A 15,650-nucleotide genomic window follows, 5' to 3' on the forward strand; every position below is an offset into this window, starting at 1 on the left:
TAAATGCAGTCGCCACGTTGGACCAATCACGGCAGTCTGGTCAATTGAGCCAATTCCTAACGTTTTGTAAGAAAATTCCTTATTACAGGGCGCAAGGGGGCTCGATTTGAATTAATTCAATTCCCATCGACTTTTCTGCAGGCCGGTGAGGTCCATATCTCCCGTACGGAATTCAATTCATGGGAGTGAGCACAATGAGCGAACGCAGGGCGCTATTGATTCTGCATGGCAAGCAGGCGCTCAACGAGTCGGTTCGCGCCGCCGTCGAGGGCAAGCGCCAACAGGGTTGGGAACTGGCGGTTCGACTGACCTGGGAAGCCGGGGACGCACAACGGCTGGTAGAGGAGGCATTGACGGCAGGCTATAGGCACATCATCGCCGGCGGCGGTGATGGCACCTTGCGTGATATTGCCGAGGCCATGGCCGCACAACCGACGCAGGCCAGCCTGGTATTGATGCCCCTGGGTACGGCCAATGATTTTGCCCGCGCCGCCGGTGTGCCTCTGGAGCCGGATCAGGCACTGAATCTTCTGGACGTCGCGCCGAGCGCCATCGATCTGGGCGAAGTGGGCGGACAGGTCTTCCTGAATATGGCCACGGGCGGCTTTGGCAGCCAAGTGACGGCCAACACCTCGGAGGATCTGAAAAAAATCCTTGGGGGGGCGGCTTATCTATTCACCGGGTTATCTCGCTTCAGTGAGTTGCATGCGGCCTATGGCGAGTTGCAGGGCCCTGGTTTCCAATGGAGTGGCGAGCTGCTGGCATTGGGGATCGGTAATGGCCGACAGGCTGGCGGTGGGCATGTGTTGTGCCCGGACGCACTGGCAGACGATGGCCTGCTGGATATCAGCATCTTGCCTGCGCCGCAGGAACTGGTTGGCACCTTGAAAACACTGTTGGCTGACGGTTTCGGTATCGACAACATGTTTGTGCGCGCCCGTTTGCCATGGGTCGAGATCAAGGTCGCGGAAGGTCTTTATATCAACCTTGATGGCGAACCTCTGGAAGGCGACAGTCTGCGGTTCTCTGCGCGGGCGGCGGCACTGCGCGTGCACCTGCCGGAAAACTCGCCGCTGCTCGGCGGCACTCGAACGACGGCAGGTCAACAGGCTTGATCGTTACAGGCAGCAATGCCTGGACGTGGCGTTATGCCTGGGGGGTCAAGGTCCGATAAAAACAGCCGATAACCCCTTTAGTGAATACATCAGAACAAGCCCTGGAGTCCTTGATGGCCGGCATTCTCGACACGGTAGACCAACGCACGCAACTGGTGGGTGAGAATCGCCTGGAAATTCTCATGTTCCGACTGGCCGGACGGCAATTGTTCGCGATTAACGTGTTCAAGGTTCAGGAAGTGCTGCAACTGCCGAAACTGACCCTGATGCCCCAGCGCCATCCGTTTGTCTGCGGCGTGGTCAATCTGCGTGGCAAGACCCTGCCGGTGATCGACCTGTCCCAGGCCATCGGCATGCGTGCACTGGTGCCAAGCCCTGCCAGCACCATCATCGTCACCGAGTACAACCGTTCGGTGCAGGCGTTCCTGGTCGGTGGCGTGGACCGCATCGTCAACATGAACTGGGAAGCCATCCTGCCGCCGCCGACCAGCGCCGGTCGCCAGCACTACCTGACCGCCATCAGCAAGGTCGACGACCAGTTGGTGGAAATCATCGACGTCGAAAAAGTCCTCGCCGAAATAGTGCCGTACAACGCCAAGGTGTCCCGCGAAAAACTCGACGATCCGGTACTGGAACACGCCCGCGGTCGTGAAGTGCTGCTGGTGGATGACTCCAGCGTGGCGATCTCGCAGTTGCGCGAGACCCTGGGGCAACTGGGCGTGAAGATGCACGTTGCCAGCGATGGCCTGAAGGCATTGAACCTGCTCAAGGGCTGGGCCGATACGGGCGTGAACATGACCGACAAACTGCTGATGGTCTTCACCGATGCGGAAATGCCGGAAATGGACGGTTACCGCCTGACCACTGAAATCCGTAACGACCCGCGCCTGCGCGGCCTTTATGTGGTGCTGCACACCTCCTTGTCCGGCAGTTTCAACGACTCGATGGTCAAGAAAGTCGGCTGCGACAATTTCCTCTCCAAATTCCAGCCGGACAAACTGGTCGATGTGGTGCGCCAGCGCCTGATGCTCGACCAGGTCCCGGCCTGATAACGACGCGAGCAATCTGTGGGAGCCTGCTCGCGAAGGCGGTATGTCAGACACATCAATGTCGACTGACACTCCCTCTTCGCGGGCAAGCCCGCTCCCACAAGGATCTCTGGTGGTCACAAAATCGGAGTTCACACCGGCCCACTGTGGGAGCGGGCTTGCCCGCGAAGAGGGAGTGTCAGTCAATGTTGATGTCGACTGACACACCGTCTTCGCGAGCAAGCCCGCTCCCACAGGTAGACCGTGTCCGGTTTTCAGCCTTTGATTCGGCGCTCGAGCTCGTATAGGGTGGCGTTTTTACCCTCCAGGGAGCTGGCCATGCTGCGTCTGAGCGCGCTTTATCGTTATCCGTTGAAATCCGGCAAGGGCGAGATCCTGCAGCAGGCCAGCCTGGACAAGCTCGGGCTGGAAGGGGATCGACGCTGGATGTTGGTGGACGAGGCCAGCGGGCGGTTCCTGAGCCAGCGCGTAGTGGGGCAGATGAGTCAACTGTCGGCATTGTGGAATGCCGAAGGCGGATTGACCCTCAGTGCGCCGGGCCGCTCGCCGATTGATATCGCCTTGCCAGGCAGCGACGCGCAACTGCGGGGCGTGACGATCTTTCGCGACAGTTTGCGGGTCCCGGATGCCGGTGATGAGGCCGGTGCCTGGGTCAGTGAATTCATTGGCAAGCCGACTCGCCTGGTGCAAATACCGCTTGATCGCGCGCGGATCACTGAGGCGGGCTACGGCAAGGATGACGATCGGGTGGCGTTCGCCGATGGCTTCCCGCTGTTGCTGATCGGGCAGGCGTCCCTTGAGGATCTTTCGCAACACGTCGGGCGCCCGCTGGAGATGCTGCGTTTTCGACCGAATCTGGTGATCGAGGGCACGCCAGCGTACGCCGAGGATGGCTGGAAGCGTATCCGTATCGGCGATGTCGAGTTTCGCGTGGTCAAGCCTTGTTCGCGCTGCATTCTGACCACCGTCGACCCGCAAACCGGTCTACGCAGCGCCGATCGTGAGCCTCTGGCCACCTTGCAGAAATACCGTGCCCAGGCAGAGGGGGCGATGTTCGGCCAGAATCTGGTCAACGATGGCAATGGCCAGCTCGAAGTCGGCATGCCGGTGACGATCCTGGAATAAACGCGCCAATGAACAATGCCCGTGTCCTGGGACACGGGCATTTTTTTTGCGCTGTGAACCCTGGGGTTTAGCCGCGGTATTCGCACAGGTAAGCGGTGTCGACAGCCACTTTCAGCTGGAACTTGCTGTTGGCGGGCACGTTGAACTGGCTGCCCGCGGCGAAGGTTTCCCAGTCGCTGCTGTCGGGCAGCTTGACGGTCAGGGCGCCGGTCACCACGTGCATGATTTCACGCTGGCTGGTGCCGAATTCGTACTCGCCCGGCGCCATGACGCCGATGGTCGCCGGACCTTCTGCGGTGCCAAAGGCGATCGACTTGACGGTGCCGTCGAAGTACTCGTTGACTTTAAACATGGTCGATTCCTCGAAAAGGGCTGAAAAGGGCTGAAAAGCGCCGGCCAGTATGCACAAGGCCCATAGCGCCGTCACGCGCTAGAGAGGGAGTACCAGGGGTAACAGCCGTGCAGTATTGCGCGCGTCTTCCAGTGCCCGGTGTTGCTGCCCGGTAAACTGCATGCCCGCCAGTTGCAGGGCGCCGTTGAGCCCCAGTGGGCGTTCCAGCCGACGGGCCTTGGCAAAGCGTTGCTTGAGGTTCATGTGCGGCACCCGGCTCAGGGCGCTGTCGAGCTGCAGGCGCTGCCATTCCTGAAGCAGTTGCAGGCGGTCGTAGTCACCCCAACTGGCCCAGCCTTCCAGCCGCGCGTGATGTTGGCCGAGCCAGCGTTCGAACGACGCCCAGACTTCGCTCAGCGGCTCGGCACCGTCGACGTTGGCCTGGGTGATGTGCGTCAGCTCCCGGCAAAACGGCGTCAGCAAAGGCCTCCGCAAGGGCCGCACGAAGCGCTGGAATGAATCCAGTTCTCGCCCCTTGCGATCCACCAGCGTGGCGCCGATTTCGATGATTTCCATTTCCGTTACTGGCCAGCCACCCTCATCGGTGGTGGCTTCCAGATCAATGACCAGCCAGTGAGGCATCGCAGGGTTCCTGGTATCCGCGTCCTGATAGCGCTTGAGCGTAGCCAAACCCGGCGGATCCGCCTAGGGGGCGTTCTCAATTAGTTTCCCCTCCGCGCCGGGTCTGCTGTTGTGCAGGGCAAGGCGCGAGAAGCGTGGTTTGGTCATTCCAAATAAGCTTCGAGCAACGCAGCCCTGCACAACAGCAGGCCCGGCCCTTCGGGTTGTGGCTTAAAGCGGGCCAGGCTGCGTTGCAGGCCTTGGAAAGGGAACAACCATTCCCGGCGGCCTGCGCCTTGCCTGGCCCGCTTTAAGGCGACAACGCGGTGGGGAAACTAATTGAGAACGCCCCCTAGCGACTTATTCGACCTCCAACAATATCTGACGATTTTTCACCTGGTCGCCGACCCTGACCTGCAAGCGCTTGAGCACGCCATCGATGCCTGACTTGAGGGGATGCTCCATTTTCATGGCCTCCAGCACCACCAGCAACTGGCCTTTACTGACCGGGCTGCCTTCGGCGACCAGCACGTCGACGATCGCACCGTCCATCGGAGCCTTGAGCGTGCCGGAGCTGACGCTGGCCTGACTGCTGACCGGGGCTTGAGTGCGATCCACCAGTTGCAGGCTGCCGGGCCGGGTGAACAGCCAGAGCTGCGCGGATTCGAGACGATAGGCATAACGTTGGCGGATGCCATCGATTTCCAGGGTGGCCCAGCGTCCGTCGCACTGCACAACCTTCAATTCGAGGGTCCGGGTGGCGACTTGAATCCGGTAGGGTGCGCCCGGCACTGCGTGCAGTTGCGCCGGCCAATCCTGGTCTTCCAGGCCGATGCGATAGTGCAACGGCACGCTGGCGTTGTTGCGCCAACCGGCCAGGGGGGCGAGGTGAGTCTGCGCCGAGGCCCGATAAAACAGGGCCGTTGCGATCGCCAGTTCTTCGGCGGTAGGGACAGGCGGATGCAGGCAGGCAGAGTCGGCAAAATACCTCGGGATAAACCCGGTGTTGAACTCGCCGCTGATGAACTGCGGGTGTTGCAGCAGGCTGGCGAGCAGGCGCTGATTGCTCTGTACGCCCAGCAGCACGCTGTCCTGCACGGCGCGCAACAACTTGCGCCGGGCTTCTTCGCGGGTGGCACCGTGGGCAATGAGCTTGCCCAGCAGCGGGTCGTAGAAGGGGCTGATGCCTTGGCCTTCGATCAGGCCATGGTCGATCCGCACCCCGTCCTGCAAGGCCGGCTCCCAGGTTGCGATGCGCCCGGTCTGTGGCAGAAACCCGCGGGCAGGGTCTTCGGCATACAAGCGCACTTCCATGGCGTGGCCGTTGAGTTGCAGCTGCTCCTGACGCAGCGGCAGTGGCAGCCCTGCGGCGACCTGCAGCTGCCAGGCCACCAGGTCGAGGCCGGTGATCGATTCGGTCACCGGGTGTTCCACTTGCAACCGGGTGTTCATCTCCAGAAAGTAAAACTGTCCGCTGGCATCCAGCAGGAATTCCACGGTGCCAGCGCCGACGTAACTCACCGCACGCCCGGCCTTGAGCGTGGCTTCACCCATGGCCTGGCGCAGTTCGGTGGTCATCACCGGGCAGGGCGCTTCCTCGATGACTTTCTGATGGCGCCGCTGGATCGAACAGTCGCGCTCGCCGAGGTGGATCAGGTTGCCGTGCCGGTCGCCGAATAGCTGAACCTCGACGTGCCGGGGATCGATCAACGCTTGTTCGAGAATCAGCTCGTCACTGCCGAACCCGTGCAGCGCTTCGGAGCGGGCGCTGCGGATCTGCTCCAGCAAATCATCGGCGCCCTGTACCAGGCGCATGCCGCGCCCGCCACCGCCGGCACTGGCCTTGATCATCAGCGGGTAGCCGATGCGCCCGGCTTCGCGACTCAGGGTCGCGTCGTCCTGTTCGGCGCCCTGATAACCTGTGATGCAGGGCACGCCGGCGGCAAGCATGGCGAGTTTCGACAAGCGTTTGCTGCCCATCAGCTCGATGGCGTCGGGGCTGGGGCCGATGAAGGTGATGCCGGCGTGTTGGCAGGCCAGGGCGAAGCCGGGGTTTTCCGAGAGGAAACCGTAGCCGGGGTGGATCGCGTCGGCCCCGGTGCGCCGGGCGGCGTCGATGATTGCCGGAATGTTCAGGTAAGACTGCTGCACCGGGGCCGGGCCGATGTTCACGGCTTCGTCGGCCATCTGCACGTGCAGGGCATCGGCGTCGGCCTCGCTGAAAACGGCGACGGTGCGATAGCCCAGGGTTTGGGCGGTGCGCTGGATGCGGCAGGCGATTTCACCGCGGTTGGCGATGAGGATTTTGCTGAATCCGGGCATGGTTTGGTCCCTTGGTTTTGCGGTGATTTTGAGGGCCTCTTCGCGGGCAAGCCTCGCTCCTACAGGGCCCACCCCGGCTTGCGTTTTTGCACGAAGGCCTGGGTCCCCTCGACCCCTTCAACCCCGGTCACCGCTTCGCTGAACCACTCGGCCGCCTCATCGAGCAACGCATCCGCCGGCTGCCCCGCACTCGCCAGCAGCAGTTTTTTGGTCCGCGCATTGGCATCCGGTGCGCAGCACAACACATGGGCCAGCACCTCATCCAGACGCTCGGCCAGGGCTTGCGCGTCATGTTCGACAAAATGCACCAGGCCGATCCGCTTGGCCTGGGTGCCATCGAAGCGCGCCGCCGTCAGGGCGAGTCGACGGGCCTGGGTCAGGCCGATGCGCTGGACCACGAACGGCGCGATCTGCGCGGGCAGCACACCGAGACTGGTTTCCGGCAGACCGAATTGCGCCTGATGATCGGCCAGGGCGACGTCACTGACGCAGGCCAGGCCCAAGCCACCGCCGAGTACGGCACCTTGCAGCACGGTGATGACCACTTGCGGCGTGTGTTGCACCGCTTGCAGCAGCGTACCGAACGCACGGTTCAACTCGCGGCAGGCCGTCGGGCCTTGAGCGCGGGCGTTGGCCATGTCCTTGATGTCGCCACCGGCACAGAAATGCCCGCCGGCGCCACCGATCACCAAGGCACGCACTGTTCGGTCATCGTGTACCGCGGCGAGTACCGCGCACAGTTCGGCGACCATCTGCAGGCTCATGGCGTTACGGCTGTCGGGGCGGTTGAGGGTGATGTGCAGGACGCCGTTGTGCAGTTCCAGCAGCAGGGTCTGGCAAACCGGCAAGGTGCTCATGGTTTTTTCCCCGGCAGGATGCCCATGAGTTTGCAGATGATCCCCAGCATGATCTCGTCGGCCCCGCCGCCGATCGACACCAGCCGCACATCGCGGTAGGCCCGGGCCACCGGGTTGTCCCACATGAAGCCCATGCCGCCCCAGTATTGCAGGCAACTGTCGCTGACTTCGCGGCCCAGGCGACCGGCCTTGAGTTTGGCCATCGACGCCAGGCGGGTGACGTCCTGGCCTTTGATGTATTGCTCGGTGGCCTGATAGACCAACGCGCGCAGGCATTCGATTTCGGTTTGCAGTTCGGCCAGGCGGAAGTGAATCACCTGGTTGTCGATCAGCGCATTGCCGAAGGTCTTGCGGTCCTTGCAGTACTCGATGGTGCTGTCGATGCAGTATTCCAGGCCCTTGATCATGTTGGCCGCGCCGAACAGGCGTTCCTCCTGGAACTGCAGCATCTGCATCATGAAGCCCGCGCCTTCGTGGCCGATGCGGTTGCGTTGCGGCACGCGCACGTTGTCGAAAAATACCTGGGCGGTTTCCGAACTGCGCATGCCGAGCTTGTCCAGGTGAGAGCTCAGGCTGATGCCTGGCGTGTTCATCGGCACCATGATCAGTGACTTGTTGACGTGGGGTTTGTCGTCCGAGGTGTTGGCCAGCAGGCACATGAAATCGGCGCTCGGCGAGTTGGTGATCCACATCTTGCTGCCGTTGATCACGTAGTCGTCGCCGTCCTTGCGCGCGCTGGTTTTCAATCCCGCCACGTCGGAACCGGCGCCGACTTCGGAGACGCCGATGCAGCCGACCTGCTCGCCGGTGATCGCCGGACGCAGGAACTCTTCGCGCAATTCATCGGAGCCGAAGCGGGCGAGTGCCGGGGTGCACATGTCGGTCTGCACGCCGATGGACATCGGAATCCCGCCGCAATGAATGGTGCCGAACGCTTCGGCGGCGACGATCGAATAACTGTAGTCCAGGCCCATGCCGCCGAACTTCTGCGGCTTGGAAATCCCCAGCAAACCGAGGTCGCCGGCCTTGCGGAAAATCTCATGGATCGGAAAGCGTCCGGCCTTTTCCCATTCTTCGACGTGCGGGTTGATCTCGTGATCGACAAATTGGCGAACGGTGCGGCGCAGTGCTTCGTGTTCCTGGGTGAAGATCATTTTTATTGTTCTCCTGTGATCGCCCTTAGAAGCGGGCTACACCAAAACTGTTGGGTTGCAGCGCTCGCACTTCGGCTTCATGACAAATATCCAGCAAGTACCCGAGCAACGTCCGGGTATCCCGCGGATCGATCAACCCGTCGTCCCACAAACTGGCGCTGCCGTAGAGCGCGGTGGACTGGCTGTCGAGTTTTTGCGCAGTGACGTGCTCCAGCATGTCGAGCATTTTCGGGTCCGGCACCAAACCGTCCTTGAGCTGCCTGGCCTCGGTGACGATCCGCAGCACCTTGCCGGCCTGGGCGCCGCCCATCACCGCCGTACGGCTGTTGGGCCAGGCGAAGATGAAGCGCGGGTCGAGGCCGCGGCCGCACATCGCGTAGTTGCCGGCGCCATAGGAGCCGCCGACAACGATGGTCAGTTTCGGCACCCGGGCATTGGCCACCGCCTGGATCATTTTGGCGCCGTGCTTGATTACGCCTTGCTGTTCCGCTTCGGTGCCGACCATGAACCCGGTGGTGTTGTGGAAAAACAGCAGCGGCGTCTGGCTCTGGTCGCAGAGCTGGATGAACTGCGCCGCCTTGCTCGCACCCTTGGGCGTGATCGGGCCGTTGTTGCCGATGAAGCCGCAGGCGCGGCCTTGAATCTGCAGATGGCCGCAGACGGTTTGCTGATCGAACTCGCCCTTGAATTCGAGGAAGTTCGAGCCGTCGGCAATTCGCGCGATGATTTCACGGACGTCGTAAGGTTTTTTCGGATCGTCGGGGATCAGCCCCAACAGTTCGTCGATAGGGTAGAGCGGTTCTTCCCACTGTCGCGCAGGGATTGCAGGCAACCGCGCATTCCACGGCAACAACCTGACGATCTCGCGCACCTGTCGCACGCCATCGGCATCGTTCTCGGCCAGGTATTCGGCGGTGCCAGCGATCTGCGCATGCATCTGGGCGCCACCCAGTTCTTCATCTGTGGCCACTTCGCCGGTGGCCGCCTTGAGCAGCGGCGGGCCGGCCAGAAATAGCTTGGCTTTACCGCGCACCACCACCACGTAGTCCGACAACCCCGGTTGATAAGCCCCGCCAGCGGTGGCCGAACCGTGAACCACGGTGATCTGCGGCAGGCCCATGGCCGACATCCGCGCCTGATTGGCAAAGCTGCGCGCGCCTTCGACGAAAATCTCCGCCGCGTAATTGAGGTTGGCGCCGCCGCTTTCGGCGAGGGTGATCACCGGCAGTTTGTTGTCCATGGCGATCTGTTGCAGGCGCAGGGATTTTTTCAAACCGCTGGGGGAAATGGTCCCGCCCTTGATCGCACTGTTGTTTGCCACCACCAGCACCCGCACGCCGGACACGTAACCGATCCCGGCGATCAAGCCGCCGCCGGCCGAGCTGCCGTCCTTGTCGTCGTGCAACCTGTAGCCGGCCAGGCTCGCCAGTTCGAGGAAGGGGGCGCCGGGGTCGAGCAGCAGGTTGAGGCGCTCGCGGGGCAGCAGTTGGCCGCGCTGGTCGAACCGGGCTTTGGCTTGGGCAGCCTTGTCCAGCAGGTTCTGTTCGAGCTGGCGGACGTGCTCGATGCCCACCAGCATCGCCGCGCGATTGCGGGCGAACGGGTCGCTGAAGGGGTCCACTTGCGACTGGATTACTGGCATGGCTTACTCCTTGCCCTTGAGCACCTCGGGCCTGCAAACAGATCGGCGTAGAACATCGAATCGTAGGCCACGGCGCTTGTCCTCTAGTTGACCTGGTCAGCGATGCGCTGCGGCACCGGAATCTGGATTTCCAGCAGTTGTTGAGCGAAGGCCTTGCCTTGCGGATCGATGCGCAGACTGGCCACACCGCCACCCCCCAGGGCGTTTTCCAGCAGAAAATTAAGGCTGTGGCTGGCGGGCAGATACCAACGTTCGACTCGCCCAAGGACCGGGTCGAGAACATGGCTCATCCAGTCGACGATCACCTCCGGGGTCAAGGCTTCGGCGATCCACGGCAAGTACTCGGGTTCGCGCGCCATGACCCCGATATTGCTGTGATTGCCCTTGTCGCCGGAGCGCGCCACCGCGAGCTTGATCAGGGCGACGCTGGCGTCGGCCAGGCCCGTGGGTTTGGGTGGGGCCAGGGGGATGGGCAAATCCGCGGTGTCGAGACTGTCGACGGCGGGCAGGGCACACGGATGGCGCTGGCCCGCGAGGTCGATCTGCAGGGTGCAGACGCTTTTGTCGATGAGGAACGAGAACAGCCGGATCAGCGGATACACAGTCGGCCGCCCGCCGACGATCCCGGTCAGCCCCGGCGCCATGCCGGTAGCGGCCTGGGCGATTTCCCTGGAGAACAGGATCAGCGCCTGTTTGCTCGAATGGCGTACGGCGAGCTTGATCACCACTTCGCGGCTGTCCTGGCGCTGGCCATGGGGGCCATAGGTGGCCTCGCTGCCCAACAGCTCGATGTTCACCTCGGTGTAAGGTGCCCAGCCGCGCTGGCTGAACATTTGCGCGGTCTTGGCGATGATCGCTTGGCCGACCCGGCGCGCCTTGTCGACCGCATCGATCCCGGCGATCAGGCAACTGGCGGTGCAACGGAAACCGTCCGGATAAGTCGCACTGACTTTGTATTGGTCGGTCGGCGGCAAGCCTTTTGCGCCGTGCACCTGAACCGCGTTTCTACCTTGTTGCACCAGTTTGACTTGAGTTAAGTCGCAGATCACGTCCGGCAGCAGATAAGCCTGCGGGTCACCGATTTCATAGAGCATCTGCTCCCCGACAGTCAGTGGTGTGACCAGGCCGCCGGAGCCTTCGGGTTTGCTGACGATGAACTGGCCGTCGGCGCTGACTTCAACGATGGGAAAGCCGATGTGTTCGTAGTCGGGAACGTCGCGCCAATCAGTGAAGTTGCCACCGGTGCACTGCGCACCACATTCGATGATGTGGCCAGCCAGCGCGGCCTGGGCGAGTTTGTCGTAGTCGTGCCAGGACCAGCCGAATTCGTGCACCAGCGCGGCACTGACCACGGCGCTGTCGACCACGCGGCCGGTAATCACGATGTCCGCGCCCAGGCGCAGGGCCTCGACGATGCCCGGCGCGCCCAGGTAGGCGTTGGTCGAGACGCACATCGGCGGCAGCGGCGCGCCGCTGAATATTTCATGCAGTCCAAGGCCGCTTAGTTGTTGGAATTGTGGTTGCAGGTCGTCACCCAGCAGCACGGCGATTTTCAGCGCCACCCCGGCCTGGTCGCAGGCGGCCTGCAGTGCAGCGGCACAAGCGTGTGGGTTGACCCCGCCGGCATTGCTGATCACGCGAATGTTCTGTTCGGCGAGCTGAGTGAGCAGCGGGCCGAGGACTTCGATGAAGTCGCTGGCGTAGCCGGCCCGGGGGTCTTTCATTCGTGCGCCGGCCATGATCGACATCGTGATCTCGGCCAGGTAGTCGAACACCAGATAGTCCAGACGCCCGCCGGCCACCAGTTGCGCGGCGGCGGTCGAGGTGTCGCCCCAGAAGGCGCTGGCGCAACCGATGCGAATTGTCTTGGACCCCGTCAACGCCATAGCCACCTCCGACAGCAGAATATCGAGACTACCAAGCAAGCGCTTGGTCTGTAAACGACTAAACTATCTTCTGCCCGAGCGCTTGCTTGGTCGCCCCCGCCAGCTTAAATTGCCCGCGCAACCCCGCTGTTTTCGCGGTGAGCGGCGCCTTGGATTGATCGACTGTAGGAGAGAATGGGTGGACGAGCAAAAAGCCCTGAGGGTGATGCGCGAATTGGTCGACGACGGCCAATTGACCGACCCGGACAGCGCCCGCGGTAAACTGCTGCAAGTGGCGGCCCACCTGTTTCGCAACAAAGGCTACGAGCGCACCACCGTGCGCGATCTGGCCAGTGCCGTCGGCATTCAGTCCGGCAGTATTTTTCATCACTTCAAAAGCAAGGACGAAATCCTGCGGGCGGTGATGGAGGAGACCATTCGCTATAACACGGCGTTGATGCGCGCAGCCCTGGCCGAGGCCGGCAGCGTGCGCGAACGGGTGCTGGCGCTGATCCGTTGCGAATTGCAATCGATCATGGGCGGCAGCGGCGAGGCCATGGCGGTGCTGGTGTACGAATGGCGTTCGCTGTCCGAAGCAGGGCAGGCACGGGTACTGGCCCTGCGCGACATCTACGAAGACCTGTGGCTGCAGGTGCTGGGCGAGGCCAAGGATGCCGGGTTCATTCGCGGCGATGTATTCATTACCCGGCGGTTCCTGACCGGTGCACTGTCCTGGACCACCACCTGGTTTCGCGCCGGCGGCAGCCTGAGCCTCGATCAATTGGCCGATGAAGCGTTGATTCTGGTGCTGGCAGAGAATTAAGAGGGGTGTGCGAAACACGTCTAGACTGGTGAAGTGGCTGAAACCGCCTAGCTTGAATGCATTGAAGCGTATTTTTTCGGGAGTGGGTTGTTTGATGTCTTCGCCAATTCGGACGGCCTCGGTGTTTTTGCTCGCGGCGCTTTCGTCGATAGGGGCAGTTCCGTCCCAGGCTGCACAACTGGTGCGGATCGGCGCCGCGCATTTTCCGCCCTACACGGTTCGCCCGGAAACCGGTGCCGACACCGGCCTGTTGCCGCAATTGGTCGAGGCGCTCAATGCCATGCAGAGCGACTATCAATTTGCCCTGGTGCCGACTTCGATTCCCCGGCGCTTCGGTGACTTCAAGCAAGCCCGGGTGGACATGGCGATCTTCGAGAACCCGGACTGGGGCTGGAAGGACATCCCCCACACCACCGTCGACATGGGGCTGGAAGACGCCGAGATTTTTGTCGCGCAACGCGAGCCCGATCGTCAGCAAAGCTATTTTGCCAGCCTCACCGGCAAACGCCTGGCGCTGTTCAGCGGCTATCACTACGAATTTTCCAATTTCAATGCCGACCCGAAATTTCTCGCGCAGAACTACAACGCCACGCTGACCTATTCCCATGACAGCAACCTGTTGATGGTGCTGCGCGGGCGAGCGGACATTGCCCTGGTGACTCGCTCTTACCTGAGCGACTACTTGCTGCGCAACGAGCAGGTTGCCAATCAGTTGCTGGTGTCCGAGCGGGTCGATCAGATCTATCACCACTACGCCATCCTCCGCCCCACAGCGTCCATCAGTGGCGCTGCATTTGGCAAGTTGCTGCAAGACTTGCGCGAGAACGGCCAGATGCTGAAGATTTTTGATCCGTACAGGATTGCCGTGGTGCCGGTGCCCGGTCACTGAGATCGCGCCACAGGTCGCGTATTGACCGACTTCTCTTAAATTTCTCGCCTTGGCTCACGTCACCTCGTTGAACTGTCGACGATTAACGTGAGCCCGACCCATGCCCGATCCGAATCACCTGACTGCCCTGGCGTTGCCCACCGGAAGCCGTCTTGTAGCTGATGAAACCGAAAGCCGGCTGAGCCTTGACCTGGATGGGCAGCCGCTGATCAAGTTGCGTCTGAGGCGCGACACCGAACTGCGGGTGCAGATCGAGCAAGGCTTCGACCGTCCCGATGGCGATGCACTGCGCACGGCCTGTTATTGGCTGTTTTCCCGCGACCCTGCCTGTCAGCGCCTGACCTGGCAGCTGGATGAAGTCCCGGTTGAAGCCTTGCGCAACGGCTTGCTGGTCGCCAGCGAAACCCCAGGCCAGTATCGCTGCGAGCGCACCCTGTTCTGGCAGTTGCCGCAGCCCTGGCTCGGTCAGTCCCTGGCCAGCAGCTATCCGCAGCACATGGTCATCAGTGGCGGCAAACGTCATCCGTTGCGTGCGATGAAACCGCAGGGTGAAGTGTATCGACGGTTCGATGCCCGGTTGGGCGCGTGGATTTCCCTGCGCACGCTGGACATCGACCATGACCTTGAACGGTTCAATCGTTGGCAGAACAGTGCGCGGGTCGCGAGTTTCTGGCAGGAGCAGGGCAGTCTCGAACAGCATCGCGAGTACCTGGGCAAGCTCGAGGCCGCCCCCCACACCCTGATGCTGATCGGCTGTTTCGATGATCAGCCGTTTGCCTATTTCGAGGCCTATTGGGCCAAGGAAGATCGCATCGCGCCGTTCTATGAGGCGGACGATTACGACCGGGGTATTCACATGCTGGTCGGTGAAGAACATCACCGCGGCCCGCACAAGGTAGCGAGCTGGTTATCGGCGCTGGTGCATTACCTGTTTCTCGATGATCCACGGACCCGGCGGGTGGTTGCCGAGCCTCGGGCCGACAACGGCAAGATGATCGGGTATATGCAGGGCCAGCGTTTCCATTGCGAGAAAGAGTTTGATTTTCCGCACAAGCGTGCGGCGCTGATGGTGTTGGGGCGGGAGCGGTTTTTTGATCGGTGTGAGTTGGCGTAATACGCAGGACTCAAGATCTTTATTGGTCTTGAGTCCGCTATCGCGAGCAAGTCGGATCGCCGCACCGTCGCTCCCACAGGTTTTGGGGTGTTCTCTGATGTTGTGCTCGACACAACACCTGTGGGAGCGAGCTTGCCCGCGATGGGGGCGACGCAGGATTCAGATCTCAGCGGCGGGCAAAGGTATCCACCCGAGTCCCCGACACCTTCCGGCAGTGCACCAAAGCATCGCGAATCATGAAGTTCACCAGGGTCGGCGAGACCCCGAGTTCCTTGGCGATGTCCTTCTGCGGCACGCCATGCAGGCGGTACATCTCGAAAGCGTAACGGGTGCGGCTGGGCAACTCCGTCAGCGCGTCGGCAATGTGTTCCAGGGTCGAGAAATTGATGTGCGAGGTTTCCGGCGAGGCGCCTTGAATCACCACATTAAGGCCTTCTTCTTCAGGCCCTGAATACTTCTGTTCCAGCGCCTGTTTACGGTAGTGATCGATCGCCAGGTTGCGCACGATCTGGAACAGGTAGCTGAGTTGAGCCTTGAACGAGGACGTGATCTGCGGTGCCGACTGCAGGCGGAAGAACGCATCCTGTACCACGTCTTCAGCCCGCGAGCGGCAGCCGGTGATACGGGCTGCAATCTTGACCAGAATCAGTCGATTGTCGACGAATGCCTGAAGTAGCGGTGAATCGCACCTGCTTGTGGACACTTGTTCCGTCATGGAAATCCCCTGCTGCAAATAGGTTAGT

The 15,650-nt window shown here is 61.7% G+C and carries 14 protein-coding genes; 6 read left to right on the forward strand and 8 right to left on the reverse strand.

Annotation, left to right across the window (positions count from 1 at the left end; genetic code table 11):
* Positions 1-194: 194 nt before the first annotated feature.
* From yegS to ACA062_RS07250, 3 genes are all read left to right on the forward strand, one after another.
* The gene (gene yegS / locus ACA062_RS07240; RefSeq protein ID WP_497455790.1) at positions 195-1,115 is read left to right on the forward strand and encodes a lipid kinase YegS; all 921 of its coding nucleotides are present in this window, start codon (positions 195-197) and stop codon (positions 1,113-1,115) included.
* A 113-nt stretch (positions 1,116-1,228) separates the two neighbouring features.
* On the forward strand, positions 1,229-2,164 hold the full coding sequence (locus ACA062_RS07245) for a chemotaxis protein CheV (protein WP_497455791.1): 936 nt from the start codon (positions 1,229-1,231) through the stop codon (positions 2,162-2,164).
* Between the two features lie 318 nt (positions 2,165-2,482).
* Positions 2,483-3,289 carry an MOSC domain-containing protein gene (locus ACA062_RS07250; protein WP_497455792.1) on the forward strand — a complete coding sequence of 269 codons (807 nt, stop codon included), beginning with the start codon at positions 2,483-2,485 and terminating at the stop codon, positions 3,287-3,289.
* A gap of 67 nt (positions 3,290-3,356) precedes the next feature.
* Here the strand turns inward: ACA062_RS07250 and ppnP are convergent, their stop codons facing one another.
* The 7 genes from ppnP to ACA062_RS07285 form a co-directional block, all read right to left on the reverse strand.
* Positions 3,357-3,641 carry a pyrimidine/purine nucleoside phosphorylase gene (gene ppnP, locus ACA062_RS07255; protein ID WP_054614024.1) on the reverse strand — a complete coding sequence of 95 codons (285 nt, stop codon included), beginning with the start codon at positions 3,639-3,641 and terminating at the stop codon, positions 3,357-3,359.
* Positions 3,642-3,719: 78 nt separating this feature from the next.
* A complete protein-coding gene (locus ACA062_RS07260; protein WP_497455793.1) occupies positions 3,720-4,262 on the reverse strand; it encodes a 3'-5' exonuclease in 543 nt (180 codons plus the stop codon).
* Positions 4,263-4,601: 339 nt separating this feature from the next.
* Positions 4,602-6,563 (reverse strand): acetyl/propionyl/methylcrotonyl-CoA carboxylase subunit alpha, encoded by a 1,962-nt coding sequence (locus ACA062_RS07265; protein ID WP_497455794.1) that lies wholly within the window; start codon positions 6,561-6,563, stop codon positions 4,602-4,604.
* 59 nt (positions 6,564-6,622) lie between these two features.
* Entirely contained in the window at positions 6,623-7,420 is a 798-nt protein-coding gene (locus tag ACA062_RS07270; protein WP_497455795.1) for an enoyl-CoA hydratase-related protein, read from the reverse strand.
* Positions 7,417-8,574 carry a citronellyl-CoA dehydrogenase gene (gene atuD / locus ACA062_RS07275; protein WP_497455796.1) on the reverse strand — a complete coding sequence of 386 codons (1,158 nt, stop codon included), beginning with the start codon at positions 8,572-8,574 and terminating at the stop codon, positions 7,417-7,419. Before atuD ends, ACA062_RS07270 begins: the two co-directional genes overlap by 4 nt.
* A gap of 25 nt (positions 8,575-8,599) precedes the next feature.
* Positions 8,600-10,216 carry a geranyl-CoA carboxylase subunit beta gene (gene atuC, locus ACA062_RS07280; RefSeq protein WP_497455797.1) on the reverse strand — a complete coding sequence of 539 codons (1,617 nt, stop codon included), beginning with the start codon at positions 10,214-10,216 and terminating at the stop codon, positions 8,600-8,602.
* A gap of 83 nt (positions 10,217-10,299) precedes the next feature.
* The gene (locus ACA062_RS07285; RefSeq protein WP_497455798.1) at positions 10,300-12,102 is read right to left on the reverse strand and encodes an acyclic terpene utilization AtuA family protein; all 1,803 of its coding nucleotides are present in this window, start codon (positions 12,100-12,102) and stop codon (positions 10,300-10,302) included.
* A gap of 178 nt (positions 12,103-12,280) precedes the next feature.
* Here ACA062_RS07285 and ACA062_RS07290 point away from each other — a divergent pair, with 178 nt between their 5' ends.
* The 3 genes from ACA062_RS07290 (at position 12,281) to ACA062_RS07300 (ending at position 14,907) form a co-directional block, all read left to right on the forward strand.
* Positions 12,281-12,904, forward strand: coding sequence for a TetR/AcrR family transcriptional regulator (locus tag ACA062_RS07290; protein WP_497455799.1), 624 nt, complete (start codon positions 12,281-12,283; stop codon positions 12,902-12,904).
* Between the two features lie 94 nt (positions 12,905-12,998).
* Positions 12,999-13,793, forward strand: a complete 795-nt coding sequence (locus ACA062_RS07295) for a substrate-binding periplasmic protein (protein ID WP_497455800.1) — start codon at positions 12,999-13,001, stop codon at positions 13,791-13,793.
* Between the two features lie 100 nt (positions 13,794-13,893).
* Positions 13,894-14,907, forward strand: a complete 1,014-nt coding sequence (locus ACA062_RS07300) for a GNAT family N-acetyltransferase (RefSeq protein ID WP_497455801.1) — start codon at positions 13,894-13,896, stop codon at positions 14,905-14,907.
* Between the two features lie 166 nt (positions 14,908-15,073).
* On the opposite strand, the gene ACA062_RS07305 is transcribed toward ACA062_RS07300, so the two are convergent.
* Entirely contained in the window at positions 15,074-15,622 is a 549-nt protein-coding gene (locus ACA062_RS07305) for an RNA polymerase factor sigma-70 (protein ID WP_497455802.1), read from the reverse strand.
* Between the last annotated feature and the right edge of the window lie 28 nt (positions 15,623-15,650).

The organism is Pseudomonas sp. LBUM1679 (genome assembly GCF_059695565.1).